The organism is Paenibacillus glycinis, assembly GCF_009909185.1.
Taxonomy (GTDB): domain Bacteria; phylum Bacillota; class Bacilli; order Paenibacillales; family Paenibacillaceae; genus Paenibacillus_Z; species Paenibacillus_Z glycinis.
Genome location: NZ_JAAAMV010000038.1, coordinates 1 through 22,819, shown reverse-complemented (window position 1 = coordinate 22,819; position 22,819 = coordinate 1). Strand labels below are relative to the sequence as shown.

The window sequence follows — 22,819 nt, the reverse complement described above, 5'->3', positions numbered from 1 at the left end:
TTTTAGTCGACTAAAGAGATTGCACCCATTTTAATGCTGACATTTTATAATGATACCACATCAGGCAAGTCGAGTCAACAAATGATTCCGTTTCCCTATTGCTCTTTCCTGGCCCTGAAGATACGGTACCCTTTTTCTTTCGTTACCTCTTCCACATTGCCGAAGACGGCTTCCAACTTCGCTTCGGCGGACGGTGCCCCCTGCTTCTTCTGAATGACGACCCACATGGATCCCCCCGGCTTCAGCAGAGCAGCTCCTTCTTCGAAAATCCGATGGACAACCACTTTCCCTGCTCGGATCGGCGGGTTCGTAATGATCGTATCGAACGCTTGATCACGAACGCTTTCGTACACGTCGCTTTGCAACACCACCGCATTCGTTACGCCGTTAAGGTGGACGTTTTCCCGAGCAAGCGCAACCGCGCGTTCATTGATATCGATCATCGTTACATGACCCGCCGGAGCGAGTTTTGCCGCCGTTATGCCGATAGGTCCATAGCCGCAACCGACATCCAACGTACGTCCGTTTTCGTCAAGCTCCAGCGCATCGATGAGCACGCGGCTTCCAAAATCGATGCCCGTTTTCGAAAATACGCCGGCATCGGTCATGAAACGCAGCTTGCAGCCGCGCAGCACCGTTTCCAATACCTGACGATCGTGCTTGGTTCCGGGCGATTGCGTATAGTAATGGTCCGCCATATCATCCCTCCTGATTCCGCCGGCAAGTCAACTCATAAGGAAACCCCTTGAAGCGTTCGCTTCAAGGGGTTTGCCGCCGATAAGCGGGTTATTACTTCACTTCTACGGAAGCGCCAGCTGCTTCGAGTTTTTCTTTAACAGCTTCAGCATCCTCTTTGGATACTTTTTCTTTGATGGCTTTAGGAGCGCCGTCAACAAGATCTTTCGCTTCTTTCAGGCCAAGACCCGTGATTTCGCGAACGACTTTGATAACGTTGATTTTGGAAGCGCCAGCGTTGTTAAGGATAACGTCGAATTCGGATTGCTCTTCAACGACAGCTGCTGCTGCTCCGCCGCCCATTGCTACAGGTGCTGCAGCAGTTACGCCGAATTCTTCTTCGATTGCTTTAACCAGATCGTTCAATTCAAGAACGTTCATGCCTTTGATGGCTTCCAAGATTTGCTCTTTACTCATGAGATAAACCTCCAATAATTTGTTTTAGTGTGGTCGTGCCTGTTATCCGGCGAGCCGGGTTCGTAATTGACGATTAAGCTTCTTGTTTTTCCGCGACAGCTTTAACCGCAAGGGCGAAGTTGCGCATAGGTGCTTGGAGCACGCTGAGGAGCATGGAGAGCAAACCTTCGCGAGAAGGCAGATCTGCCAGCGCTTTGATTTGATCCGCGTTGAATACTTGGCCTTCCACAACGCCGCCTTTCAATTTCAGAGCGTCGTTCTTCTTGGCGAAGTCAGCCAAGATTTTGGCTGGAGCAACAGCGTCTTCTTTGCTGAAAGCAACGGCCGTAGGACCAGCCAGAATAGCATCCAAGTCAGTCAATTCCGCGTTTGCAGTCGCACGGCGAACGAGCGAGTTTTTCAAAACTTGAAACTCGACGTTTGCTTCGCGCAATTGTTTACGCAGTTCCGTTACTTGCGCAACGTTAAGACCGCGGTAATCGGCCACGACCGTGCTGGAGCTCTCGCGGAGTTTCGCCGTGATTTCCGCAACAGCCTGCTCTTTACCTTGAATAATTTTTGCGTTTGCCAAAATGTACACCTCCCGTTATGTTGTCAACATCCCGATTGTTGCAGCGGATTCCTTCCCCGCGATGCATGAGAAAGGCCCCCGCAGACAGTGCGAAGGCCATGATGGTCCGTTACTCGCCCATCCCAAAGGAAGGGCGCACAAACACGTTTATCATAACACCTCGGTAGGAAATTAAGCCGGTGGCCGGCACCTACTGTCTTCGGTATGCATATTCGATTCTAAATTTCCGTTCAGTCTCTTAGCGGAACGAAGCGGCGTTCAAACGAGCGCCAGGTCCCATCGTGGAGGAAACGGAAATACCTTTCAGGTAAACCCCTTTAGCCGCAGCCGGTTTCGCGCGGTTGAGTGCGTCGATCAGCGTTTTCAAGTTCTCGTTCAGCTTTTCGGAGTCGAACGAAACTTTGCCGATTGGCGCATGGATTTGACCTGCTCTGTCAAGACGGTATTCAATCTTACCAGCCTTGATTTCTTGGACGGCTTTCGTAACGTCGAACGTTACGGTACCCGCTTTCGGGTTAGGCATAAGGCCCTTACCGCCGAGGATACGACCGAGTTTACCCACTTCGGCCATCATGTCCGGAGTCGCAACGCAAACGTCGAACTCGAACCAGCCTTGTTGGATTTTAGCGATTACGTCAGCATCGCCGACATAATCCGCGCCAGCCGCTTCTGCTTCTTTGGCTTTTTCGCCTTTCGCAAAAACGAGAACGCGTTTGGTTTTACCAGTTCCGTGCGGGAGTACAACGACGCCACGAACGGCTTGGTCTTGTTTCTTAGGGTCTACGCCCAGACGCACCGCGACTTCAACGGTTTCGTCGAATTTCGCGCTAGCGGCTTTCTTCACGAGTTCGATCGCTTCGGCCGACTCGTACGTTGCTTCAACATCAATCAGCTTTGTAGCTTCTTGATACTTTTTACCGTGTTTAGCCATTAGAATTCTCCTCCTTATGTGGTAATAACGGAAATTCCTCCAACTGTTCCTGGAGACCCTCCCACCCGACAAAACGCATCGTTTCGTCGGTCAGACAACGCACTCTAGCGTGTCTAATGCAGATGACGATCGAAGATTAGTCCTCGATAACAACGCCCATGCTGCGTGCAGTACCTTCGACCATGCGCATAGCTGCCTCTACGGAAGCCGCGTTAAGATCGGGCATTTTTTGTTCGGCGATCTCGCGAACGACGGAACGTTTAACCGTTGCGACTTTCTTCTTGTTCGGCTCGCCGGATCCTTTAGCGATCTTAGCGGCAACTCGAAGCAGTACAGCAGCCGGCGGCGTTTTCGTTTCGAAAGTGAACGAACGGTCCTCGAATACCGTAATTACAACCGGAATGATAAGACCCGCTTGATCGGCCGTACGAGCGTTGAACTCTTTACAGAACGCCATGATGTTAACCCCTGCTTGACCAAGCGCTGGACCGATCGGCGGAGCCGGATTCGCTTTACCCGCTGGAACTTGCAGTTTTACCAACTTAATGACTTTCTTTGCCATGATGAACACCTCCTTGCCGTAGTAATCACATGCTCTCAGCAGAAAACAGGCTTATTATACCTTCTCCACTTGCCCGTAATCCAGCTCAACCGGAGTTTCCCTGCCGAACATGTTGACGTGAACCTTCAGCTTGCTTTTGTCGAGCAGAATCTCTTCCACCGTTCCGACAAAGTTAGCGAATGGCCCGACTTTAACACGTACCGTTTCCTTCAAATCGAATTCGATTTTAGGTTTCGGTTCTTCCATGCCCATGTGCTTCAAAATTTGTTCCACTTCATCAGGCAAAAGCGGAGTTGGTTTTGAACCAGAGCCCGTTGAACCGACAAACCCGGTTACGCCCGGAGTGTTGCGAACGACATACCAAGAATCGTCGGTTTGAATCATCTCGACGAGGACATATCCGGGGTAAACTTTACGCATGACGGTTTTTTTCTTGCCGTCCTTGTCTACCACTTCTTCCTCCATCGGGACGAGCACGCGGAAGATTTTGTCTTCCATGCCCATGGATTCAACGCGTTTCTCGAGGTTCGCCTTCACTTTGTTCTCATAACCCGAATACGTGTGGACTACATACCATCTTTTTTCCATCATTTCCATAACAAGCCACCCTTGGCCCCTTCTTAAACAATCAGTTCGACCAATGCGGAAATCCCGATGTCAAGTACCCAGAAGTAAATTGTCACAGCTATAATCGTGAAGAATACCACGAGGGAATAGCTTGTCAATTCCTTGCGGCTTGGCCAACGGACTTTCTTTAATTCCGCGAAGCTGTCGGTGAAGAAGGAAAACGTCGACCCGAAGCTTTGCTTCAGCTTAGCTAAAAATGCCACGTCCACACCTCCAAATTGACCTATCGTGTTTCGCGATGAGGAGTATGCTCGTTACAATACTTGCAAAACTTCTTCATCTCAATACGGTCAGGGTGATTTCGTTTGTTCTTGCTGGAAGCATAGTTTCTTTGTTTGCAGTTTGTGCAAGCCAACGTAATAATTACCCGCATTGTTGACACCTCCCAAACTAAGCATCGATAAAGTTTAAAGCACTGTATGTGAAACTAGCCTGATTGACCCATAATAAAAAAAGACCTATTTAGGGCTACCAAAACACTTTATCACAAGCAATAGGGAGTGTCAATGCAAATCCGTTCCGAAGTACCTCTCTATTAGCCCGTAAAATGTATGTCGCGGTACAAGGCAACAACGCAAAGCAGGCGAAAATTTCCTCTTCGTCCGTATCAGTATCGTCACCGGGCGGCGGTTTCAAACGCAGATAAACCCTTCCCATAAAAAAAGAGCCTTGCTCGGCTCTTATCAGACAGGTATTAAATTCCGATGTCGCGGACTTCCAAATACCGTTCCAGCTTTCGCTTCACGCGCTGCAACGCGTTATCGATCGACTTCACGTGGCGGTCCAAATCGACGGCGATCTCCTGATAAGACTTGCCATCCAGATAAAGCATCAGCACCTTGCGTTCCAGATCGCTGAGTATCTCGGACATCTTATCCTCAAGACCGACGAATTCCTCTTGGTTGATGATCAATTCTTCCGGATCGGACACCCGCGTTCCGCAAATGACGTCCAGCAACGTCCGGTCGGAGTCCTCGTCATAAATAGGCTTGTCCAGCGAAACGTAAGAGTTCAACGGAATATGCTTCTGCCGCGTGGCCGTCTTGATGGCCGTGATGATCTGCCGCGTGATGCAAAGCTCGGCAAATGCCTTGAAGGAAGCAAGCTTATCGCCCTTGAAATCTCGTATCGCCTTGTAGAGTCCGATCATGCCCTCTTGGACTATATCCTCGCGGTCGGCCCCGATTAGAAAATAGGAACGCGCTTTAGCCCGGACAAAGTTCTTGTACCTATTGATCAAATACTCCAACGCTTCGCCGTCGCCTTCGCGAACCATTTCGACAACGTCTTCGTCCGTTTTGCAGTCAAAGTCCAGCGTTTTCCATTCTCTGAGGTCGATGCTCACGAACAATCCCTCCGGCTCGAAAGGCGTAAATGCCTTTAACTTCAGCAGCGCAATAATTAACCGGCCCGCAATGTAGTAGTTACAGATCGTGTACGCCAAGATCGTATCGGCACAATCTAGCAGCAATCCCCGTTCAGAAACATAGACTCAGTATACATTACGTAACCTTTAACCGTCAATGACGATCATGCCTCGGCACTGCTAATTATCTAGCAAAAATGGGATTTCGCACCTGTAAAAAGAGCATCCGCGTCATCTAATTTCACTCGAAGATTACGCCGAATTAACATTGTCATTTTCCCCTGCGCCACTTTTCCAGTTTCAACCGAACGTCCATGCTCAGATTCCCGTCCAGCTCGTTTCGCGCTTTATTTTTTTGATCTACCTTCTGCTCGATGGCTTTGCGGTTCTGCTTGATTTCGATGAGAAGCTCGCGGGCCGAGATCCGGAGCGCGCCTTTGCCGAAAGCGACGTGCTGCTCCACCAAGTCGGACGTGGCGACATGAATGTTCCGGCTGCGCATGGCCATCTCCGAAGCAAGGCGCTCGATGCACGAATCCGCCGTTTCCTTCTCCTTCGTGTATACGACCGTCAACCGATGCTGCTTGAACGTGGAACCGATGCCCGGAACCTGATGCGCGTCGAACACGACGATGACCGTCATCCCGGTAAAGCCCTGATAGTCCGCAAGCATCTCGAGCAGCCGGTCGCGCGCGTCTTCCAGGTCCTTGTCCCGCAGAGCCGCCAGCTCCGGCCAAGCTCCGATCATGTTATAGCCGTCGACAAGAAGAACGTCATCGCGCCGTTTCACGGTTACTTGCCAAGACGCTGCCGCAATACTTCATACATCAGCACGCCGGCAGCGACGGACGCATTCAACGAGTTCAACTGCCCGTGCATGGGAAGCTTGATCAGAAAATCGCATTTCTCCCGGATCAATCTTCCGATCCCTTTCGCTTCGTTGCCGATGACGATGGCAAGCGGCATATCGAACTTCATGCCGGAAGCGAACACGTCCCGCTCCGCGCCGACGTCCGCGCCCGCAACCCAGACGCCCGCTTCCTTGAGCTTGTCGATCGTTTGCGCCATGTTCGTAATCCGCGCAACCGGCACGTATTCGACCGCGCCCGCCGAAGTCTTGCTGACCGTTGCCGTCAACGAAGCGGACCGGCGCTTCGGAATAACGACGCCGTGCACGCCCGTGCATTCCGCCGTCCGGAGAATCGAGCCCAGGTTGTGCGGATCCTCGATCTCGTCGAGCAGCAGGAAGAACGGCATCTCGCCGCTTTCCTTCGCGCGCTCCAGCAGCTCTTCTACTTCAAAATACCGGTAAGCCGCCGCCTGCGCGACGACCCCTTGGTGGGCCGCGCCGTCCACCATTTGATCCAGCTTCCGCTTATCGACGATCTGTACGACAAGCCCCGCTTTCTTGGCTTCCAGCATAATCGGCTGAGCGTTCTTCTGCGCTTGTTCCGCCACCCAGATCTTGTTGATCTCGCGTCCGGAACGCAGCGCCTCCATCACGGGGTGCTTGCCCGCGATCCATTCCTGCGAATCTTCTTCATGCTCGCGCATCCTGATTCTCCTTCGTCTTGCCGTGGTCTTCCGCTTCGATGGCATCGCCGATCGCGATCGCCATCAGCTCGCGCAGACGCCCGACCTGCTTTCCGTAATAAAGGTATCCGACGAGGCACTCCAGCGCCGTCGCCTGTTTATAGTGAGCGGGATCCGCATTTTTCGGCACGGTGCCGGACTTCGCGTTGCGTCCCCGTCGCACGATGTCCGCTTCCTCTTCCGTCAAATGCGGCCGCCATTTCTCCAAGATGAGAAACTGCGCCTTGGCCGACACGAATTGCGTCGCCTGCTTGTGCAGGTGATGCGGCTTATGGTTGGGCAGCGAAATGAGATATTGCCGCACGAACACCTCGTATACCGCATCGCCGATGTAAGCGAGCACGATGGGATTCATGAGGTTGACGGGCTTCGTCGGCTCGTGAAACCAAAGGTCCAGGTCTTCCGGATGCCCGTCGGTCATTTGCGTTTCCAACGAATGCCTTGCGGCGTGTCTTCCAGTATAATGCCTTGGTCGGCCAACAGGTCGCGAATCTCGTCGGCCCGTTTCCAATTCTTCCCGGCCCGCGCTTCCGTCCGTTCCACGATCAGTGCGTCGATCTCGTCGTCCAGCAGCTCTTCCTCGGCCGGCAGTAGTCCGAATACGCGATCGAACGACTCGAACGCTTCAAGCAACAGCCGCAGCGCTTCCGGGGAGACAACCGAACGCTGCAGGTGCAGATTCGTCTCGCTCACCAGCTCGAATACCGCGGTGATGGCATCCGGCGTATTGAAGTCATCGTCCATTTTGGCATTGAACTGTGCCTTGATGTCGGCGATGCGCGCTTGCAGCGCAGCCAATTCTTCTCCCGGCGCGCTGACCGCGGCCGCCATCCGGTGCTTGATGTTCGCTACCGAATTGGCGATGCGTTCGATGCTGTTCTCCGCCTGCGCGATCGTTTCGTCGCTGAAATTAAGCGGGCTGCGATAATGCGCCGACAGCATGAAATAGCGAATGACCGCCGGCTTGATCCGCGTCAGCATATCTTGCACCGTGATTCCGTTGCCGAGCGACTTGGACATTTTCTCGTTGTTGATGTTGATGTAGCCGTTATGCATCCAGTAGTTGGCGAGCGGCTTGCCCGTCACCGATTCCGACTGCGCGATTTCGCACTCGTGATGCGGGAATTGCAGGTCATGCCCGCCGCCGTGGATATCGAGCGTATCGCCCAAGTATTTGCGCGCCATCGCCGAGCATTCGATATGCCAGCCCGGACGGCCTTGGCCCCAAGGGCTCGCCCAGTTGATCTCGCCGGGCTTCGCCGCTTTCCAGAGCACGAAATCCTGGCCGTTCTCTTTGCGCTCGTCCACGCCGATCCGGATGCCGAGCTGCAGCTCCTCCAAATTCTGATGCGACAGCTTGCCGTAATCCGGGAACGTGCTCGTACGGAAGAAAACGTCCCCGCCGTTCTCGTAGGCGTGGCCGTTCGCGACCAGTTCTTCGATCAACGCGATGATTTCCGGAATGTTCTCCGTCACCCGCGGGTTGATCGTCGCTTTATGAATGCCCAAGCCTTCGATGTTCTCGTAGAAAGCCGCGATGAAGCGCTCGGCCACTTCCGGTACCGTCGTCCCGAGCTGCTCCGCTTTGCGGATCAATTTGTCGTCGACGTCGGTGAAGTTAACCACGTAATTCACGTCGTAATCGAGCGATTCCAAATAACGGCGAACGACGTCGAAGAAAATCGCGGGACGCGCGTTGCCGATATGAATATAGTCATAGACCGTCGGTCCGCATACGTACATCTTTACTTTACCCGGCACGAGGGACTTGAAATCTTCCTTCTCGCGAGTCAACGTATTATAAATGCGTAGGGTCATGGTCTTGTTTCTCCTCCGGCTACAGGCTGTTTATGTTTCTCGTGTTTCTCGTGTCTCTCGTGCTTATCCTGTCTTTCTTGCTTATCCCGTCGTTCCTTCTCCAATTCCGCCCGCAGTTCCGCCACTTCCTTCTGCATGGCGCGCAGCATCTCGATAACGGGATCGGGGAGCTGCGTGTGGTCGAGCCGATCGGCGACCCGGGCGCCGTTGCGCTTGACGATCCGCCCCGGGATGCCGACGACCGTGCTGTTGGCCGGAACCTCCCGAAGCACGACGGAATTCGCGCCGATATTCACATTGTCTCCAACCTTGAACGAGCCTAGAACCTTGGCGCCGGATGCAAGGACGACATTGTTGCCGATCGTCGGATGCCGCTTGCCCTTTTCCTTCCCCGTGCCGCCCAGCGTGACGCCTTGATAGATGATGACGTTGTCGCCGATTTCGCAGGTTTCGCCGATGACGATGCCCATCCCGTGATCGATGAACAAGCGTTCGCCGATTTGCGCCCCGGGATGAATCTCGATTCCGGTGAAAAACCGGCTGGTCTGGGAAATTATCCGCGCGAGCGTGAACCACTTGCGCTTGAACAAGGCGTGCGCGATCCGGTGCGCCCAGATGGCATGCAGCCCCGAATAGGTGAATACGACCTCGAACATATTACGGGCGGCGGGGTCGTTCTCAAGCACAGCTTGGATGTCGGATTTCATATTGCGCAGCATGGTCAAGCCCCCTCTCTCTACCGAACCAAGATGACAATCTTTGCCCCGAATCTGAAAGCGAAATAAAAAGCCCCCGCAGCCTATTCAGGCTGCAGAGGCGTATTCACGCGGTTCCACTCTGCTTCGCAGCGCCTGCATGGGCAAGCGCGTACGTTCTTATTCGCCCGTAACGAGGACGATATCGTCATCACCCACCCTGCGCGCGGCAGTTCGGAGATGCGGCTCCCAGGCGCAATGTTTATCTCCGGAAATCGGCGACTTCCACCCGATCGAACGTTAACCATGCATGCACGGCTCCGTTCGAAAGGTCGCCATCTCTGAAATTCCCGTTTGAAATAAACGATCCTGTTCGTTGCCTTATGGATGTAAACGAAGCTGCTCGAGTTAAAAATGATTACCTCAAGTATAGCCCACAGTCCTAGAACTGACAAGTGGCCTCCGCCCGGACGCTGCCTACATCCGGCGATTATCCCAAGCGCGCCAGCAGGCGTTCCTGCACCTTCGCCTGCCCGAGCAGGACGATGGTCGCATTCAAATCGGGCCCGTGCGTCTGGCCCGTCAAGGCGGCGCGAATCGGCATGAACAATTGCTTGCCCTTGAAGCCGGTCGCCTGCTGCACGGATTTGATGGCCGCTTTGATCCCCTCGACGTTCAATTGCTCCATGGCCTTGACCTGATCCAGGAACGCCGCGAGCACGACCGGAACCTGTTCTTCCGCAAGCACGGCGATCGCTTCTTCCTCGTCGGCGGGACCGGGCAGGAAGAACAGCTCCGTGAGCGGCACGATTTCCGAAGCGAAGCGGAGCTTATCCTGATACAGTGCCACGAGATCGCTGACCCAGGCGCGCTGGCTTTCGGACAAAACGCCGGTCAGCCGTCCCGCAGCTTCCAAATGCGGAAGACAGAGATCCACGACCCGGGGAAGTTCGGTCTTCTTCATGTATTCATTGTTCATCCAAGCCAGTTTGTTCGTATCGAACACGGCCGGGCTCTTGCTCAACCGGTTAGCCGTGAACGCGGCAATCAGCTCTTCGCGCGTGAAGATCTCCTGCTCGCCCTCCGGCGACCAGCCCAGCAGCGTGATGAAATTAAACATCGCTTCCGGCAAATAGCCGAGCTTGTCGTACTGTTCGATGAACTGAACGATGGACTCGTCGCGCTTGCTCAGCTTCTTGCGAGTTTCGTTCACGATCAGCGTCATGTGACCGAAAACCGGCGGCTCCCAGCCGAACGCTTCGTAAATCATCAGCTGGCGCGGCGTATTGGAAATATGGTCTTCCCCGCGGAGCACGTGGCTGATCGCCATCAAATGGTCATCCAGCGCCACGGCGAAATTGTAAGTCGGAATGCCGTCCTTCTTCACGATGACGAAATCGCCGATGCCATCGGACTCAAAGCTGATCTGTCCTTTGACCAGGTCGTCAAACGTATATGTTTTGTTGTCCGGAACGCGGAAACGGACACTCGGAATACGGCCTTCCGCTTCGAACGCGGCCCGTTCTTCCGCCGACAAGTTGCGATGTTTGCCGGAATAGCGAGGCATCTCGCCGCGCGCCGTCTGCTCTTCCCGCTCCTGCTCCAGCTCTTCCTCCGTGCAATAGCATTTATAAGCAAGGCCGCGATCGATCAGCTCCTGCCAGTATTCGCGGTAAATATCCAGGCGCTCCGTTTGGCGATACGGACCGTAGCCTCCGCCGATATCCACGCTCTCGTCCCACGTAATGCCGAGCCATTTCAAATACGTCAGCTGGCTCTCCTCGCCGCCGGCGACGTTCCGCTTGACGTCGGTGTCTTCGATCCGGATAATGAATTTCCCGCCGAGGTTGCGGGCGAACAAATAATTGAATAAGGCCGTTCTGGCATTGCCGATGTGCAAATGTCCCGTTGGCGACGGCGCATAGCGCACTCTGATTTGATCGGACATGACCTGCCGATTCCTCCCGTCATCTATCGTATTGGTGAATCATAGCATAACCTTCACGAGGCAGACAACCGCCTGCGCGGCAATCCCTTCGCCCCGCCCGGCGAACCCGAGCTGCTCCGTCGTTGTCGCTTTCACGTTCACTTGCGTGCGTTCTTCCGCTTCGAGCGCGCCTGCGATAACCTCGACCATCTGCGGGATGTACGGCGCCATCTTCGGCCGCTGCGCGATGATCGTCGCATCCACGTTGCCGAGTTTATAGCCCCGTTCCTTGATCAGCGCCCAGATATGTTCCAGAAGCTTCAAACTATCCGCGTCCTTGAAGGCCGGATCCGTATCCGGAAAATGCTTCCCGATATCGCCGAGTCCCAGCGCCCCAAGCACCGCGTCGCTGATCGCATGCAGCAGCACGTCCGCATCGGAATGCCCGAGCAATCCCCGTTCGTACGGGATCGTGACGCCCCCGATGATGCAAGCTCGTCCTTCCACCAGCTGATGCACGTCAAACCCTTGTCCCACTCGAATCATGTGTCCGCTCTTCTCCCCCGCTCCCGGCTTGCCAGCAGAAATTCCGCGTATGGCAAATCGTCCGGCGTCGTTATTTTAATATTCGTGTAATCCCCTTCGGCAACCGATACCGGTACGCCGAGCCGCTCGACCGCCATCGCGTCGTCGGTTCCGACGAAGCGATCGGCCGCCGCCTGCCGCAACCCTCGTTGAAGCAGAGAACGGCGAAAAGCTTGCGGCGTTTGAATCGCCCACAAGCTTCGCCGTTCAGGAGTCGCGGTAATAACGCCGCCTTCGTTCACCTGCTTGATCGTATCTTTCACGGGAACGGCCAGCACGGCGGCGCCCGTCGCGGCCGCTTTCGCCATGCAGGCGCGAACCGCCCGATGCGTCGCGAACGGCCGTACGCCGTCATGCACCATCACCCAATCGACGTCTCCGCTTAAGGCTTCCAGCCCCAGCTGCACGGAGTGCTGACGCTCGCTGCCGCCCGCGGCGACCGATTTCACTTTATGAAGTCCATACTGGGGAATCCATCCCTCGCAGCGTTCGACGTCCTGCTGACCGACGACCACGCAAACTTCCGCGATCTCGTCCATGGTTTCGAACGTCTCCAAGGTGTGCACGAGAATAGGCTTGTCCCGCAACAGCAAATACTGCTTGCTCTCCGCCGTCCCCATCCGGGTTCCGCGTCCTGCCGCCACGACGACGACGCCCCATTTTGCAACTGCCTCTGCCAATGCCATCAACCGCCCCGACGCAGACTTCGATCATCCCTCGGCCAAACGAGCGCCGGCAGGGAAAATCATCCGTGTACTATCATACCGCGTTACTGCGCTTTTTCCAACAGCTTCGGCTTGGCAAAGATCATTCTTCCCGCGGAGGTCTGCAGCACGCTCGTCACCAGGACTTCCATCGTGGTGCCGATATAGTCGCGGCCGCCTTCGACGACGATCATCGTGCCGTCGTCCAGATAAGCGACGCCTTGACCGTGCTCTTTGCCGTCCTTAATGACCTGCACGACGATTTCTTCGCCTGGCAGCACGACCGGCTTCACCGCATTGGCGAGATCGTTGATGTTCAGGACGGATACGCCTTGAAGCTCGCAAACCTTGTTCAGGTTGAAATCGTTCGTCACGACTTTGCCATGCAGCACCTTGGCCAGCTTCACGAGCTTGCTGTCCACCTCGCCGTCTTCCATGTCGCCTTCGTAGATCAGCACTTTGACGTCGAGTTCTTTCTGGATCTTGTTCAGGATGTCGAGCCCCCTGCGGCCGCGGTTGCGCTTGAGAAGATCCGACGAATCCGCGATGTGCTGCAGCTCCTCCAGCACGAACTCCGGAATGACGAGCGTCCCTTCGATAAACCCGGTCTTGCAAATGTCCGCGATCCGGCCGTCGATGATCACGCTGGTATCCAGAATCTTGTGTTCCTCGTACGTGCTCTCTTCGTCCTGCTGCCGAACCGCCTTCGCGTTCCTTTCGGTAAAGGCTGCGATGCGTTCCGCCAATTCTTCGCGCTTGTTCAACCCGATTCGCATGCCCGCGTAGCCGAAGAAAACGGTCAGCGCAACGGGAATCATCATCCATGCGCCGCTAAGCCCGGACAGAGCCGGATACAAAAGTGCCGAAAGCGCCAATCCGCCAAGAAGCCCGGCTCCGCCGGAAAACAATTCACCCGTCGGTACGGCCGAAACCCGTTCCGCGCCTTGCCGCATCCATTTCTCCATTGGAGCCGCCAATACCGATGCCAGCACGAGCCCGCATACCGCTCCGATGACCACGCTGTAATAGTTTCCGGAATGCTGCATAATGCCGCCCGCAGGCACAGCCCAGCTTAAGCCGCTGTTAACGGAGCCGAATAGTTGTGCTCCCATAACGCCGCCGAATACCAATCCCATCCCTTGAATCATTCGTTTCATCATATAAATCCACCTCCATTACAATTATGTTCCAATTATTGTCACGTTAATCGCCTGGAGGGCGGGAAAGCATTAGAAATTATTAACTTCGGCGGTTATGGGGACAAATCGGTCAAATCCGTTTTGAAATGATCCGCGATGAGGCTTATAATAATACCAAAGCAACCCATTCCCGAAATGAGGTGGAACCGATGAATGCACCAACGTTGGAGCAATTCCAACAGCAAGTGTCCGAACTGCTGCTGCGTCATCGCAGCTTGCTGGACGTCATGTCCAAATACGGCCAGTCCGGCGCTTCCGTGAACCGCGCGGTCGCCAAATCCGTCACTGAATGCGGATGCATCGAATTGAACGCCCGCAAACAGCAGTATGAAGACGATTTCAATTTGGAGAAGGCCAAGACGAAGCTTCATCACCACATCACCGGCGAGCTGTGCGAGCACTGCAAAGAAGCCATACAGAACGAGCTGGGACGCAACCTCTTCTATATGTCGGCCATGGCGAACCTGCTCGACATCAAGCTCGACGACGTTATCGAACGCGAATCGGATAAGTGCAGCACGCTTGGACTGTTTAATTTAACGTAATGAACGAACCGTCGGCATTGGAATCGGAAATAGGAACCTAACAAAGACCGCCCGGCCTCTCGATTAGGAGAGATCGGGCGGTCTTTATCATGCCGTGCGAATCAAGCGCTGTGTTCGCTGTGAACCGCCGGTTCTTCTTGAAGCTGATTTTCCAAACGGCGTTTGCGTTTTTTATTCGGGAGACGGCGATCAACGTTTTTTTTTAAGCCATAGAGTGCATAAAGCACCAACGGCACGAAGATTATTTTGGATAAGTGGTGCGGGAACAAGATGCCGAGGGCAACCGCGACGACGACGATGATCGGAACGACCCAGATCGCATTCTTCGGAATGCCAAGCTTCTTGAAGTTGGGATAGCGGATCGTGCTGACCATCAGGAACGAGAGGACGAGCGTGCTGATCATCAACACGGAGATCGAGATGTCCTTGTGAAATAACGCCAACGTAGCCAAAACGCCGCCCGCTGCCGGAATCGGAAGGCCGATGAAATAACCCGGCATGCTGGAAATAACGTTGAACCTCGCCAACCGCAGCGCTCCGCAAATCGGAAACAGCGCGGTGATGATCCATGCCGGAGCCGGATTCAATTCTTGGAACGCGACGCTGTACATAATGAATGCCGGCGCCACGCCGAAAGAGATGACATCCGATAAAGAATCCAATTCTTTGCCAAATTCGCTTTGCGCGTTAAGTGCCCGCGCTACCCGTCCATCGACGCCGTCCATGAGCATGGCGATGATAACCATCATCGCGGCCAGCTCCGGCTTGGCGTTATCGGGAAAGATCAGAATAACGGCAATTATGCCTAAAAACAAATTCGCCACCGTAAAAAGACTCGGTATCGACTTCGTGATCATTTGCTCCACCTCATCTTTACTATGCCCCAAAACTGCAAAAATACAGTAATGGAGGGCAAACTTGAGAAAAAACTTCTATTCTGAAGTTTCGCTAGCGACAAAGGTGTGATTTGTAAGTTGTGCCCAGCTTCTGTCTGCATTCCCTCATTGTATGGGATTTAAATTTGTCTGTCAATGAACATCTGCTCTTGGATCCGCTTCAAGCCTTCCTTGATCGTTCGGGCGCGCACCTCGCCGATGCCGTCCACGGAATCCAATTCCTCGATCGTCGCCATCAGAACATGCGGCAGCGTGCCGAACCGTTCGACCAAATTATTGATGATTCCGGCAGGCAATCTCGGAATCCGGCTGAGCAGCCGGTACCCGCGCGGCGCCACCATTTCCTCGGAAACCGCGTTAAAGCCGCCGTAACCCAACAGCTTCAAAATTTGCGGCAGATCGAGCAGCTCCTCCGAGCTGAGCTTGCGGATATTCGTGCGAATCTCCTTTACGCGATCCTCGGAAGGATCCTTCGCGTAATCCTTCAGCAGGAACCAGGCTTCCTCCTCCACGCCGCCGACCAATTCATCCATCTGCATGCTGATCAGCCGGCCTTCAGTTCCGAGCTCGTTGACGTAGCGTTTGATTTCCATTTTGACGCGGATAACCATTTCCACCCGCTTGATGACATGTGCCACTTCCTGCAAGGTGACCATTTCCTCGAACTCCAGCGCGGACAAGTTCGTGAAGGACTGGCCGAGCACCACTTTATATTTCTCGAGCGTCTGTATGGCTTGATTGGCCTTCGTCAGAATGACGCCCATTTCCTTCAGCGCATACCGGAATTGCCCCTGATACAATGTGATGATATTCCGCCGTTGCGAGATGGATACGACCAGCTTTCCCGTTTGCTTCGCCACGCGTTCAGCCGTCCGATGGCGAATCCCGGTCTCGATGGACGAGATCGAGCTGTCCGGGATGAGCTGCGTGTTCGCGTACAAGATCCGTTTGCGGTCCTCGCTCAGTATGATGGCGCCGTCCATCTTGGCCAGCTCGTATAAGTAGTTCGGGGAAAAGTCGCAGTTGATGGAAAATCCGCCATCGACCACCTCCATTACTTCCGGACTGTAGCCGACAACGATGAGCGCCCCCGTCTTCGCCCGCAGCACGTTATCGAGCCCTTCGCGAAACGCCATCCCGGGCGCGACCATCTGGAGCAGCTGATTGACCATTTCTGCCTGGTTCGACTCTTTCATCATCTTCCCCCCCTTTATCCGAATGCCGCGGACAGCGCTTCTGCTACCGTCTCGACGCCAATGATCTCGATCCCCTTTGGCGGGGTCCAGCCCTTCAAGCTCTTCTTGGGCATGATGACGCGCTTGAAGCCCAGCTTCTGTGCTTCCTTCACCCGTTGTTCCGCGCGTGAAACCGCCCTTACTTCGCCCGTTAACCCGATTTCGCCGAAAAACACGTCGAACGGTCTTGTCGGCGCATCGCGAAAGCTCGATGCAATGCATACCGCCGCCGCCAAATCGACCGCCGGTTCATCAAGCCGAATCCCGCCCGCCACGTTCAGGTAGGCATCCTGCGTTTGCAGGAACATGCCCATCCGTTTCTCCAGCACCGCGACGATCAGGGTCATGCGGTTGTGGTCAATGCCTGTCGCCATCCGCCGGGGCGAGGGGAAATTCGTCGTTGCCACCAGGGCCTGCATTTCGACAAGGACCGGCCTCGTACCTTCCATGCTGGCCACGACGGTAGATCCCGATACGCCCATCGGCCGCTCGGACAGAAACAGCTCGGACGGATTGTTTACTTCCCGCAGTCCTTCTTCCACCATTTCGAAGATGCCGATTTCGTTCGTGGAGCCGAAACGGTTCTTCACCGCCCGGAGCAACCGGTAAGTATGATGACGCTCGCCTTCGAAATACAGGACGCAATCGACCATATGCTCGAGCATCCGCGGGCCCGCGATGGCGCCTTCTTTGGTGACATGGCCGACCAGCACGGTCGCAATGCCTTTGATCTTGGCGACCCGCATGAAATGCGCCGTGCATTCCCGGACCTGCGAGACGCTCCCCGGCGCCGACTGCACTTGCGGATCGTACACCGTCTGAATGGAGTCGATGACGAGAAAATCGGGATTGACCGATTCGATCGCGTCGTTGATCTGCTCCATGTTCGTTTCGCACAGCACGTACAGCGTTTCCGACAACGCGCCGAGGCGGTCGGCGCGCAGCCGCGTCTGCCTGACGGACTCTTCTCCGGAAATGTAAAGCACCGTCAGCTGCTTGGAGGCCAGCGCATGCGACGTTTGCAGCAGCAGCGTCGATTTGCCAATACCCGGGTCTCCCCCGACCAAAATGAGCGATCCCGGAACGACGCCGCCCCCGAGCACGCGGTTGAGCTCTTGATTGGTTGTCTCGATCCGCTTCTCCTGACCACTTTCTATATGTATGATAGGTCGCGGCTTTTCTTTCGTCTGAATGATCGATGAGCCCATGCCTTGCGTTTTGACGACCGTTTCCTTTTCTTCCACCATCGTATTCCATTGTCCGCATCCGGGACATTTTCCCATCCATTTGGGCGATTCGTTGCCGCATTCGGTGCATGCGAACTTGGTTTTAAGTTTTGCCATGAGCGGCTCCTTATGCAAAAGACGTATCTTTAAAAGTTTACCATTTCTATCGATGCGATTAAACCTTAATTTACGCTAAAAAATACCCTCCATCCCCTGCCTTGAAGCAGAATGATGAAGGGTATTCGCGACCAAAATTATTTCGTTGCCGTTTCTTCCGCCGCAGGTGCCCCGTCGGCGTGAGTCACCGTCAGCTCGCCGTCCTTCTCATCGATGATGAGGGTATGGCCCTTGGAAATCTTGCCGAGCAACAGATCCTCGGAGAGACGATCCTCGATATGCTTTTGGATCGCTCTGCGCAGCGGACGCGCGCCGTACTGCGGATCGAAGCCTTCCTTCGCCAGGAACGCTTTCGCGGAATCCGTAAGCGTGAAATCGACTTCCTGCTCGCGCAGCCGTTTGCGAAGCTCCTCGGACATCAACGTGACGATTTGCGCGATGTGCTCTTGCTCCAGCGAATGGAACACGATCGTTTCGTCGATCCGGTTCAGGAACTCCGGACGGAAGCTCTTCTTCAGCTCAGCCAGCACTTTATCCTTCATGATGTTAAAGTCGCGGCCCGCGTCCTGCGCGGCCGTGAAGCCGAGCGAGGAATTGCGTTTGATTTGATCGGCGCCGACGTTGGACGTCATGATGATCAACGTGTTGCGGAAGTCGACGACGCGGCCTTTGGAGTCCGTCAGGCGGCCGTCTTCCAGCACTTGGAGCAGGATATTGAATACTTCCGGATGTGCTTTCTCGATTTCATCGAGCAGCACGACCGAGTACGGTTTGCGGCGAACCTTCTCCGTCAACTGGCCGCCTTCTTCATAACCGACATAGCCCGGAGGCGCTCCGACGAGTCTGGACGTGGAGTGTTTCTCCATGTATTCCGACATGTCGATCCGAATCACCGCGTTCTCGTCGCCGAACATCGCTTCGGCGAGCGCGCGCGCCAGCTCCGTTTTGCCGACCCCGGTCGGGCCGAGGAAGATAAACGAGCCCATCGGACGCTTCGGATCCTTCAATCCTGCGCGCGCTCTGCGGATCGCGCGGGAGACCGCTTTGACCGCTTCGCTTTGACCGATGACGCGGTCATGCAGGATATCTTCCATATGCAGCAGGCGCTGCGTCTCTTCTTCGGCCAGCTTCGATACCGGAATGCCGGTCCAGCTTGCGACCACTTGCGCGATATCTTCAGGCGTCACTTCGGAATCGGTGCGGCCTTGTTTTTCTTTCCATTGGTTCTTCGTCACGTCGAGCTCTTCGCGGATCTTCTGTTCCGTGTCGCGGAGCGCGGCCGCTTTCTCGAACTCCTGGCTTTGAACGGCGGAGTCTTTTTCCTTGCGGATATCCTCCAGACGGTTTTCCAGTTGTTTGAGGTTAGGCGGTACCGTGTACGATTTCAATCTTACTTTGGAGCTCGCCTCGTCGATAAGGTCGATCGCCTTGTCCGGGAGGAAGCGGTCCGTAATATAACGGTCCGACAATTTTACGGCTTGCTCGATGGCTTCGTCCGTAATTTTCACCCGGTGATGCGCTTCGTAACGATCGCGAAGCCCGTGCAGGATTTGAACCGCTTCTTCCGGCGACGGTTGATCGACCGTGATCGGTTGGAAACGGCGCTCAAGCGCGGCATCCTTCTCGATATATTTGCGATATTCGTCCAGCGTCGTGGCCCCGATGCACTGCAGCTCGCCGCGGGCAAGCGCCGGCTTCAGAATGTTCGAAGCATCGATCGCGCCTTCCGCTCCGCCTGCGCCGATCAGCGTATGAAGCTCATCGATGAACAGAACGATGTTTCCGGCTTGTCGAATTTCGTCCATGATTTTTTTGAGGCGGTCTTCGAATTCGCCGCGATACTTCGTGCCCGCTACGACGGAGCCCATATCGAGCGTCATGACGCGTTTGTCGCGCAGCGTTTCCGGAATTTCGCCGGCGATGATCTTTTGGGCAAGTCCTTCGGCGATGGCTGTTTTACCGACCCCGGGCTCCCCGATCAAGACCGGATTGTTTTTCGTTCTGCGGCTGAGCACTTGGATGACGCGCTCGATCTCTTTGCTCCGGCCGATGACCGGATCCAAATTGCCGTCTTTGGCATATGCCGTCAAGTCGCGCGCAAGTCCATCAAGCGTCGGCGTGCTGACGTTAGCCGGCGCACCGTGATTGCTGGATACCGCTTCGCTGCTGCCAAGCAGCTGCAGCACTTGCTGGCGAGCCTTGTTCAGGCTGATGCCGAGGTTATTGAGCACGCGCGCCGCGACGCCTTCGCCTTCACGAATCAAGCCGAGCAGGATATGCTCCGTGCCGACATACGTGTGACCCAGCTTGCGCGCTTCGTCCATCGAAAGCTCGATGACCTTCTTCGCGCGCGGCGTGTACGCGATATTGGTAGGTTGTTCTTGACCGCGTCCGATAAGGGTTTCGACTTCGTCTTGGATCTTCTCAAGGCTAAGTCCGAGCCCAATCAGAGCTTTCGCCGCGATTCCTTCCCCTTCACGGTTCAGACCGAGCAAGATATGCTCCGTGCCGATATTATTGTGACCGAGACGAACCGCTTCTTCCTGCGCTAATGCGAGCACTTTCTGTGCACGTTCGGTAAATCTCCCAAACATCATGTTCACACACCCCCATGATCGGATTCGCTATGCAACTGCTTGCGTATAAGTTCCGCGCGCCGGATATCCCGCAATTCAGGCGACATTTTCTCATGAAACACCTGTTGAAGGAACCCGGGCTGCGTTAATACCATCATTTCATTCATCGCTTGCGGCGTTACGTCGCTAATCAACCCCAAGTCGATACCCAATCGAACATCGGACAGGCGCTGCGCCGCTTCTTTGGAGTCCATGATCATCGCATGGGACAGGATACCGTAAGACCTTTGTACGCGATCCTCCAGCCGTACCCTGGAATCCTCCAACAATCGCAGCCGCGCCGCGCGTTCGTGCTCGATGATTTGACGGGCAACATTGTGCAAATTCTCGATGATTTCCCCTTCGGACTGACCGAGCGTAATCTGATTCGAGATTTGAAACAAATTGCCGGTCGCTTCGCTGCCTTCGCCGTAAATGCCCCGAACCGCCAGGCCTACCTGCGTGATCGCCGACAGAATCCGGTTGATTTGCTGAGTCAGCACCAACCCCGGCAAATGCATCATGACCGACGAGCGGATCCCCGTGCCGACATTCGTCGGGCAGCTGGTTAAGTACCCTCTGCGTTCATCGAACGCATAATCGGTGACATCTTCAAAAATATCGTCAATGCGGCTCGCTAGCCCCCAGGCCTCCTTGATTTGAAACCCGGGATACAGGCATTGGATCCGCAAATGATCCTCTTCGTTCACCATAATGCTGACCGCTTCGTTCTCGCTCAGCATGACCGCTCCGCTGCGTGATTCATTGGCCAAATTCGGACTGATCAAATGCTTCTCCACGAGCACCCTGCGTTCAAGCTCGCTGAGCTGCGCCAACTCGATCGTCTCGAATGAACCGTAATCCTGCAGCTTCCCGGTGTCCGCAACCGCAATGAGCTGCTGCATCACGTCGTGCGCTTGCTGCTTCGTAGCCAGCATCGGAAACGGATGTCCCGTTAAATTACGGGCGATGCGAATCCGGCTGCTGATCACCACATCAGCGTCAGGGCCGCTGCCTCTCATCCAGTCGCTCAACGCTTCTTCGACATAAGACCGCTTCGACACTCTGATTCACCTTCCTAACCGTGCCTTTCCTCGACATCGGCTATATTGCGCTCCAGCTCGCGAATACGGTCCCTGATTTGGGCCGCATTCTCGAAATCCTCCTGCTCGATCCGTGTCTGCATATCCCGTCTAAGCGTTTCGATTTCGCGCTTGACTTGAATTTGCTCGCCGGCTCGCTTCGGGATTTTACCGACATGCGTCGTATTGCCATGTACCCTTTTCAGAATCGGGTCAAGTTTGTTTCCAAACTTGGCATAGCAGCTACTGCAGCCAAACCGGCCCATTTTACTGAATTGCGTATACGTCAGCCCGCAGTTGTCGCAGCGGATCGGCTGAGGTTGAACGCCGAGGGCGTTCATCGCGCCCGCCTGCTCGAAATCCAGCAAGCCCGACAACAAACTGTGGATGGAGAATCCGTTCGCCGTACCGGGAATGCCTTCTCCCCGTTCGCGCGCGCAAGCTTCGCAAATATGAAACTCCGTTTTCTCCCCGTTCACGATCTTCGTAAAATGAAGCGTAGCCGGCTTCTTCTCGCATTCCTGACAAAGCATCCGCACTATCCCCTCCTCTTGCAAGGCTGCGCAGCCTACTTCATGAGCAGCGTGACAAGCATTGCCCGAAGCAGCCGCGCACGAATTTCGTCTCGCAGCGGGAGCTTCACAGCCAAGGAATCGCGGGAGACCGCCGCTCGAAGCAAGTTCGCTTCTCGCCGGGAAATCAGTTTCCCTTCCTCCAGCTGATAAATAACCCCTTCCGCCGTATCTTGGTCCACCTGTTCGCCGATTGTCTGGCCCAGGTGCTCCTGAAGGGCGGATAACGTCGGCAATTCCACTCGTTGGATGCGGATATACCCGCCGCCGCCTCGCTTGCTTTCCACGAAATAGCCTTTCTCCAGCGTGAAGCGGGTACTGATGACGTAATTGATTTGGGACGGCACGCAAGAGAAGCGGTCCGCCAAATCATTGCGCTGCAGCTCCACTGCGCCGCCGGGGCTTTCCTTTAGCATATGCTTGAGGTACTGCTCGATGAGATCGGAAATGTTGCGCATTTCGCCAACCTCCCTAAAATGCCCAAACCACTCATTCAGCCAAGAAATCAAAATTTTTAGTCAAATTGACTTTGACTTTCTTTGACCTTGATTTTATTATACGCAATTTTCCCAAAAGGTCAAGCGGCCATCTGAATCGTTTTATCCCTTACCTTACTAGCTTGGGCGGATCGTGCCTATTTATACGCCTTGATGCGCGTATCCACAACATTCCGTGCAGCCTTATGCATACCACTATATGATTAACCATTCAAAAAAGATTGCTAAACAACAAAAAACCGACTGCAGTTCTGCAGTCGGTTCATCGTGCTTGGCAACGTCCTACTCTCCCAGGACCCTGCGG

At 54.8% G+C, this 22,819-nt stretch carries 26 protein-coding genes and 1 other annotated feature; of the genes, 1 reads left to right on the top strand and 25 read right to left on the bottom strand.

Going from position 1 to position 22,819, the window contains the following annotated elements; genetic code table 11:
* Positions 1–95 precede the first annotated feature (95 nt).
* The 18 genes from GT019_RS30725 to GT019_RS30640 all read right to left on the bottom strand — a co-directional run bounded on the left by GT019_RS30725 (position 96) and on the right by GT019_RS30640 (position 13,691).
* Positions 96–698, bottom strand: coding sequence for a class I SAM-dependent methyltransferase (locus tag GT019_RS30725; protein WP_161747276.1), 603 nt, complete (start codon positions 696–698; stop codon positions 96–98).
* A 91-nt stretch (positions 699–789) separates the two neighbouring features.
* Positions 790–1,152, bottom strand: a complete 363-nt coding sequence (gene rplL / locus GT019_RS30720; protein WP_161747275.1) for a 50S ribosomal protein L7/L12 — start codon at positions 1,150–1,152, stop codon at positions 790–792.
* Between the two features lie 73 nt (positions 1,153–1,225).
* On the bottom strand, positions 1,226–1,723 hold the full coding sequence (gene rplJ, locus GT019_RS30715; RefSeq protein ID WP_161747274.1) for a 50S ribosomal protein L10: 498 nt from the start codon (positions 1,721–1,723) through the stop codon (positions 1,226–1,228).
* 59 nt (positions 1,724–1,782) lie between these two features.
* Positions 1,783–1,944 (bottom strand) — a sequence feature (ribosomal protein L10 leader region).
* A gap of 17 nt (positions 1,945–1,961) precedes the next feature.
* Positions 1,962–2,654, bottom strand: a complete 693-nt coding sequence (gene rplA / locus GT019_RS30710) for a 50S ribosomal protein L1 (RefSeq protein ID WP_161747273.1) — start codon at positions 2,652–2,654, stop codon at positions 1,962–1,964.
* Positions 2,655–2,790: 136 nt separating this feature from the next.
* On the bottom strand, positions 2,791–3,216 hold the full coding sequence (gene rplK / locus GT019_RS30705; protein ID WP_090583195.1) for a 50S ribosomal protein L11: 426 nt from the start codon (positions 3,214–3,216) through the stop codon (positions 2,791–2,793).
* Between the two features lie 54 nt (positions 3,217–3,270).
* Positions 3,271–3,804: a transcription termination/antitermination protein NusG gene (nusG, locus tag GT019_RS30700; RefSeq protein ID WP_161747308.1), complete on the bottom strand. Its 534-nt coding sequence runs from the start codon at positions 3,802–3,804 to the stop codon at positions 3,271–3,273.
* Between the two features lie 32 nt (positions 3,805–3,836).
* Positions 3,837–4,046: a preprotein translocase subunit SecE gene (gene secE, locus GT019_RS30695; protein WP_090649027.1), complete on the bottom strand. Its 210-nt coding sequence runs from the start codon at positions 4,044–4,046 to the stop codon at positions 3,837–3,839.
* 20 nt (positions 4,047–4,066) lie between these two features.
* Entirely contained in the window at positions 4,067–4,216 is a 150-nt protein-coding gene (gene rpmG / locus GT019_RS30690; RefSeq protein WP_090583192.1) for a 50S ribosomal protein L33, read from the bottom strand.
* A gap of 321 nt (positions 4,217–4,537) precedes the next feature.
* Positions 4,538–5,188, bottom strand: a complete 651-nt coding sequence (gene sigH, locus GT019_RS30685; RefSeq protein WP_161747272.1) for an RNA polymerase sporulation sigma factor SigH — start codon at positions 5,186–5,188, stop codon at positions 4,538–4,540.
* A 292-nt stretch (positions 5,189–5,480) separates the two neighbouring features.
* Entirely contained in the window at positions 5,481–5,999 is a 519-nt protein-coding gene (locus GT019_RS30680) for an NYN domain-containing protein (protein ID WP_161747271.1), read from the bottom strand.
* A 2-nt stretch (positions 6,000–6,001) separates the two neighbouring features.
* Positions 6,002–6,763, bottom strand: coding sequence for a 23S rRNA (guanosine(2251)-2'-O)-methyltransferase RlmB (gene rlmB, locus GT019_RS30675; RefSeq protein WP_161747270.1), 762 nt, complete (start codon positions 6,761–6,763; stop codon positions 6,002–6,004).
* Positions 6,750–7,223 carry a Mini-ribonuclease 3 gene (locus GT019_RS30670; RefSeq protein ID WP_161747269.1) on the bottom strand — a complete coding sequence of 158 codons (474 nt, stop codon included), beginning with the start codon at positions 7,221–7,223 and terminating at the stop codon, positions 6,750–6,752. The genes rlmB and GT019_RS30670 overlap by 14 nt, the downstream gene beginning before the upstream one ends.
* On the bottom strand, positions 7,220–8,620 hold the full coding sequence (cysS, locus tag GT019_RS30665; protein WP_161747268.1) for a cysteine--tRNA ligase: 1,401 nt from the start codon (positions 8,618–8,620) through the stop codon (positions 7,220–7,222). The genes GT019_RS30670 and cysS overlap by 4 nt, the downstream gene beginning before the upstream one ends.
* Positions 8,617–9,339, bottom strand: a complete 723-nt coding sequence (gene cysE, locus GT019_RS30660) for a serine O-acetyltransferase (protein ID WP_161747267.1) — start codon at positions 9,337–9,339, stop codon at positions 8,617–8,619. Before cysE ends, cysS begins: the two co-directional genes overlap by 4 nt.
* Positions 9,340–9,805: 466 nt before the next feature.
* Entirely contained in the window at positions 9,806–11,263 is a 1,458-nt protein-coding gene (gene gltX / locus GT019_RS30655) for a glutamate--tRNA ligase (RefSeq protein WP_161747266.1), read from the bottom strand.
* Between the two features lie 39 nt (positions 11,264–11,302).
* A complete protein-coding gene (gene ispF, locus GT019_RS30650; RefSeq protein WP_161747265.1) occupies positions 11,303–11,788 on the bottom strand; it encodes a 2-C-methyl-D-erythritol 2,4-cyclodiphosphate synthase in 486 nt (161 codons plus the stop codon).
* Positions 11,785–12,447, bottom strand: a complete 663-nt coding sequence (gene ispD, locus GT019_RS30645) for a 2-C-methyl-D-erythritol 4-phosphate cytidylyltransferase (RefSeq protein WP_407945116.1) — start codon at positions 12,445–12,447, stop codon at positions 11,785–11,787. Before ispD ends, ispF begins: the two co-directional genes overlap by 4 nt.
* A 149-nt stretch (positions 12,448–12,596) precedes the next feature.
* The gene (locus GT019_RS30640) at positions 12,597–13,691 is read right to left on the bottom strand and encodes a PIN/TRAM domain-containing protein (protein WP_161747263.1); all 1,095 of its coding nucleotides are present in this window, start codon (positions 13,689–13,691) and stop codon (positions 12,597–12,599) included.
* Between the two features lie 188 nt (positions 13,692–13,879).
* Between GT019_RS30640 and GT019_RS30635 the strand changes: the two genes are divergently transcribed.
* Complete coding sequence (locus GT019_RS30635; protein WP_161747262.1) at positions 13,880–14,275, top strand: nucleoside triphosphate pyrophosphohydrolase family protein; 396 nt, start codon at positions 13,880–13,882, stop codon at positions 14,273–14,275.
* Between the two features lie 101 nt (positions 14,276–14,376).
* On the opposite strand, the gene pssA is transcribed toward GT019_RS30635, so the two are convergent.
* The 7 genes from pssA to GT019_RS30600 form a co-directional block, all read right to left on the bottom strand.
* Positions 14,377–15,132 (bottom strand): CDP-diacylglycerol--serine O-phosphatidyltransferase, encoded by a 756-nt coding sequence (gene pssA / locus GT019_RS30630; RefSeq protein ID WP_161747261.1) that lies wholly within the window; start codon positions 15,130–15,132, stop codon positions 14,377–14,379.
* A 158-nt stretch (positions 15,133–15,290) separates the two neighbouring features.
* Positions 15,291–16,367, bottom strand: coding sequence for a DNA integrity scanning diadenylate cyclase DisA (gene disA / locus GT019_RS30625; protein WP_161747260.1), 1,077 nt, complete (start codon positions 16,365–16,367; stop codon positions 15,291–15,293).
* A 14-nt stretch (positions 16,368–16,381) separates the two neighbouring features.
* A complete protein-coding gene (gene radA, locus GT019_RS30620) occupies positions 16,382–17,749 on the bottom strand; it encodes a DNA repair protein RadA (RefSeq protein ID WP_161747259.1) in 1,368 nt (455 codons plus the stop codon).
* 137 nt (positions 17,750–17,886) lie between these two features.
* Entirely contained in the window at positions 17,887–20,346 is a 2,460-nt protein-coding gene (locus GT019_RS30615; RefSeq protein WP_161747258.1) for an ATP-dependent Clp protease ATP-binding subunit, read from the bottom strand.
* Positions 20,347–20,348: 2 nt separating this feature from the next.
* Positions 20,349–21,386, bottom strand: a complete 1,038-nt coding sequence (locus tag GT019_RS30610) for a protein arginine kinase (RefSeq protein WP_201755663.1) — start codon at positions 21,384–21,386, stop codon at positions 20,349–20,351.
* Positions 21,387–21,442: 56 nt separating this feature from the next.
* A complete protein-coding gene (locus GT019_RS30605; protein ID WP_161747256.1) occupies positions 21,443–21,979 on the bottom strand; it encodes a UvrB/UvrC motif-containing protein in 537 nt (178 codons plus the stop codon).
* A 35-nt stretch (positions 21,980–22,014) separates the two neighbouring features.
* The gene (locus tag GT019_RS30600) at positions 22,015–22,476 is read right to left on the bottom strand and encodes a CtsR family transcriptional regulator (RefSeq protein ID WP_161747255.1); all 462 of its coding nucleotides are present in this window, start codon (positions 22,474–22,476) and stop codon (positions 22,015–22,017) included.
* Positions 22,477–22,819 lie beyond the last annotated feature (343 nt).

Excerpts from the sequence above, each read along its gene's own strand:
- GT019_RS30725 (WP_161747276.1), bottom strand. The coding sequence starts at position 698 with ATGGCGGACCATTACTATACGCAATCGCCCGGAACCAAGCACGATCGT.
- rplL (WP_161747275.1), bottom strand. The coding sequence starts at position 1,152 with ATGAGTAAAGAGCAAATCTTGGAAGCCATCAAAGGCATGAACGTTCTT.
- rplA (WP_161747273.1), bottom strand. The coding sequence starts at position 2,654 with ATGGCTAAACACGGTAAAAAGTATCAAGAAGCTACAAAGCTGATTGAT.
- rplK (WP_090583195.1), bottom strand. The coding sequence starts at position 3,216 with ATGGCAAAGAAAGTCATTAAGTTGGTAAAACTGCAAGTTCCAGCGGGT.
- nusG (WP_161747308.1), bottom strand. The coding sequence starts at position 3,804 with ATGGAAAAAAGATGGTATGTAGTCCACACGTATTCGGGTTATGAGAAC.
- rpmG (WP_090583192.1), bottom strand. The coding sequence starts at position 4,216 with ATGCGGGTAATTATTACGTTGGCTTGCACAAACTGCAAACAAAGAAAC.
- rlmB (WP_161747270.1), bottom strand. The coding sequence starts at position 6,763 with ATGCGCGAGCATGAAGAAGATTCGCAGGAATGGATCGCGGGCAAGCAC.
- GT019_RS30670 (WP_161747269.1), bottom strand. The coding sequence starts at position 7,223 with ATGACCGACGGGCATCCGGAAGACCTGGACCTTTGGTTTCACGAGCCG.
- cysS (WP_161747268.1), bottom strand. The coding sequence starts at position 8,620 with ATGACCCTACGCATTTATAATACGTTGACTCGCGAGAAGGAAGATTTC.
- cysE (WP_161747267.1), bottom strand. The coding sequence starts at position 9,339 with ATGCTGCGCAATATGAAATCCGACATCCAAGCTGTGCTTGAGAACGAC.
- gltX (WP_161747266.1), bottom strand. The coding sequence starts at position 11,263 with ATGTCCGATCAAATCAGAGTGCGCTATGCGCCGTCGCCAACGGGACAT.
- ispF (WP_161747265.1), bottom strand. The coding sequence starts at position 11,788 with ATGATTCGAGTGGGACAAGGGTTTGACGTGCATCAGCTGGTGGAAGGA.
- ispD (WP_407945116.1), bottom strand. The coding sequence starts at position 12,447 with ATGGGGACGGCGGAGAGCAAGCAGTATTTGCTGTTGCGGGACAAGCCT.
- GT019_RS30640 (WP_161747263.1), bottom strand. The coding sequence starts at position 13,691 with ATGATGAAACGAATGATTCAAGGGATGGGATTGGTATTCGGCGGCGTT.
- GT019_RS30635 (WP_161747262.1), top strand. The coding sequence starts at position 13,880 with ATGAATGCACCAACGTTGGAGCAATTCCAACAGCAAGTGTCCGAACTG.
- pssA (WP_161747261.1), bottom strand. The coding sequence starts at position 15,132 with ATGATCACGAAGTCGATACCGAGTCTTTTTACGGTGGCGAATTTGTTT.
- disA (WP_161747260.1), bottom strand. The coding sequence starts at position 16,367 with ATGAAAGAGTCGAACCAGGCAGAAATGGTCAATCAGCTGCTCCAGATG.
- radA (WP_161747259.1), bottom strand. The coding sequence starts at position 17,749 with ATGGCAAAACTTAAAACCAAGTTCGCATGCACCGAATGCGGCAACGAA.
- GT019_RS30615 (WP_161747258.1), bottom strand. The coding sequence starts at position 20,346 with ATGATGTTTGGGAGATTTACCGAACGTGCACAGAAAGTGCTCGCATTA.
- GT019_RS30610 (WP_201755663.1), bottom strand. The coding sequence starts at position 21,386 with ATGAGAGGCAGCGGCCCTGACGCTGATGTGGTGATCAGCAGCCGGATT.
- GT019_RS30605 (WP_161747256.1), bottom strand. The coding sequence starts at position 21,979 with ATGCTTTGTCAGGAATGCGAGAAGAAGCCGGCTACGCTTCATTTTACG.
- GT019_RS30600 (WP_161747255.1), bottom strand. The coding sequence starts at position 22,476 with ATGCGCAACATTTCCGATCTCATCGAGCAGTACCTCAAGCATATGCTA.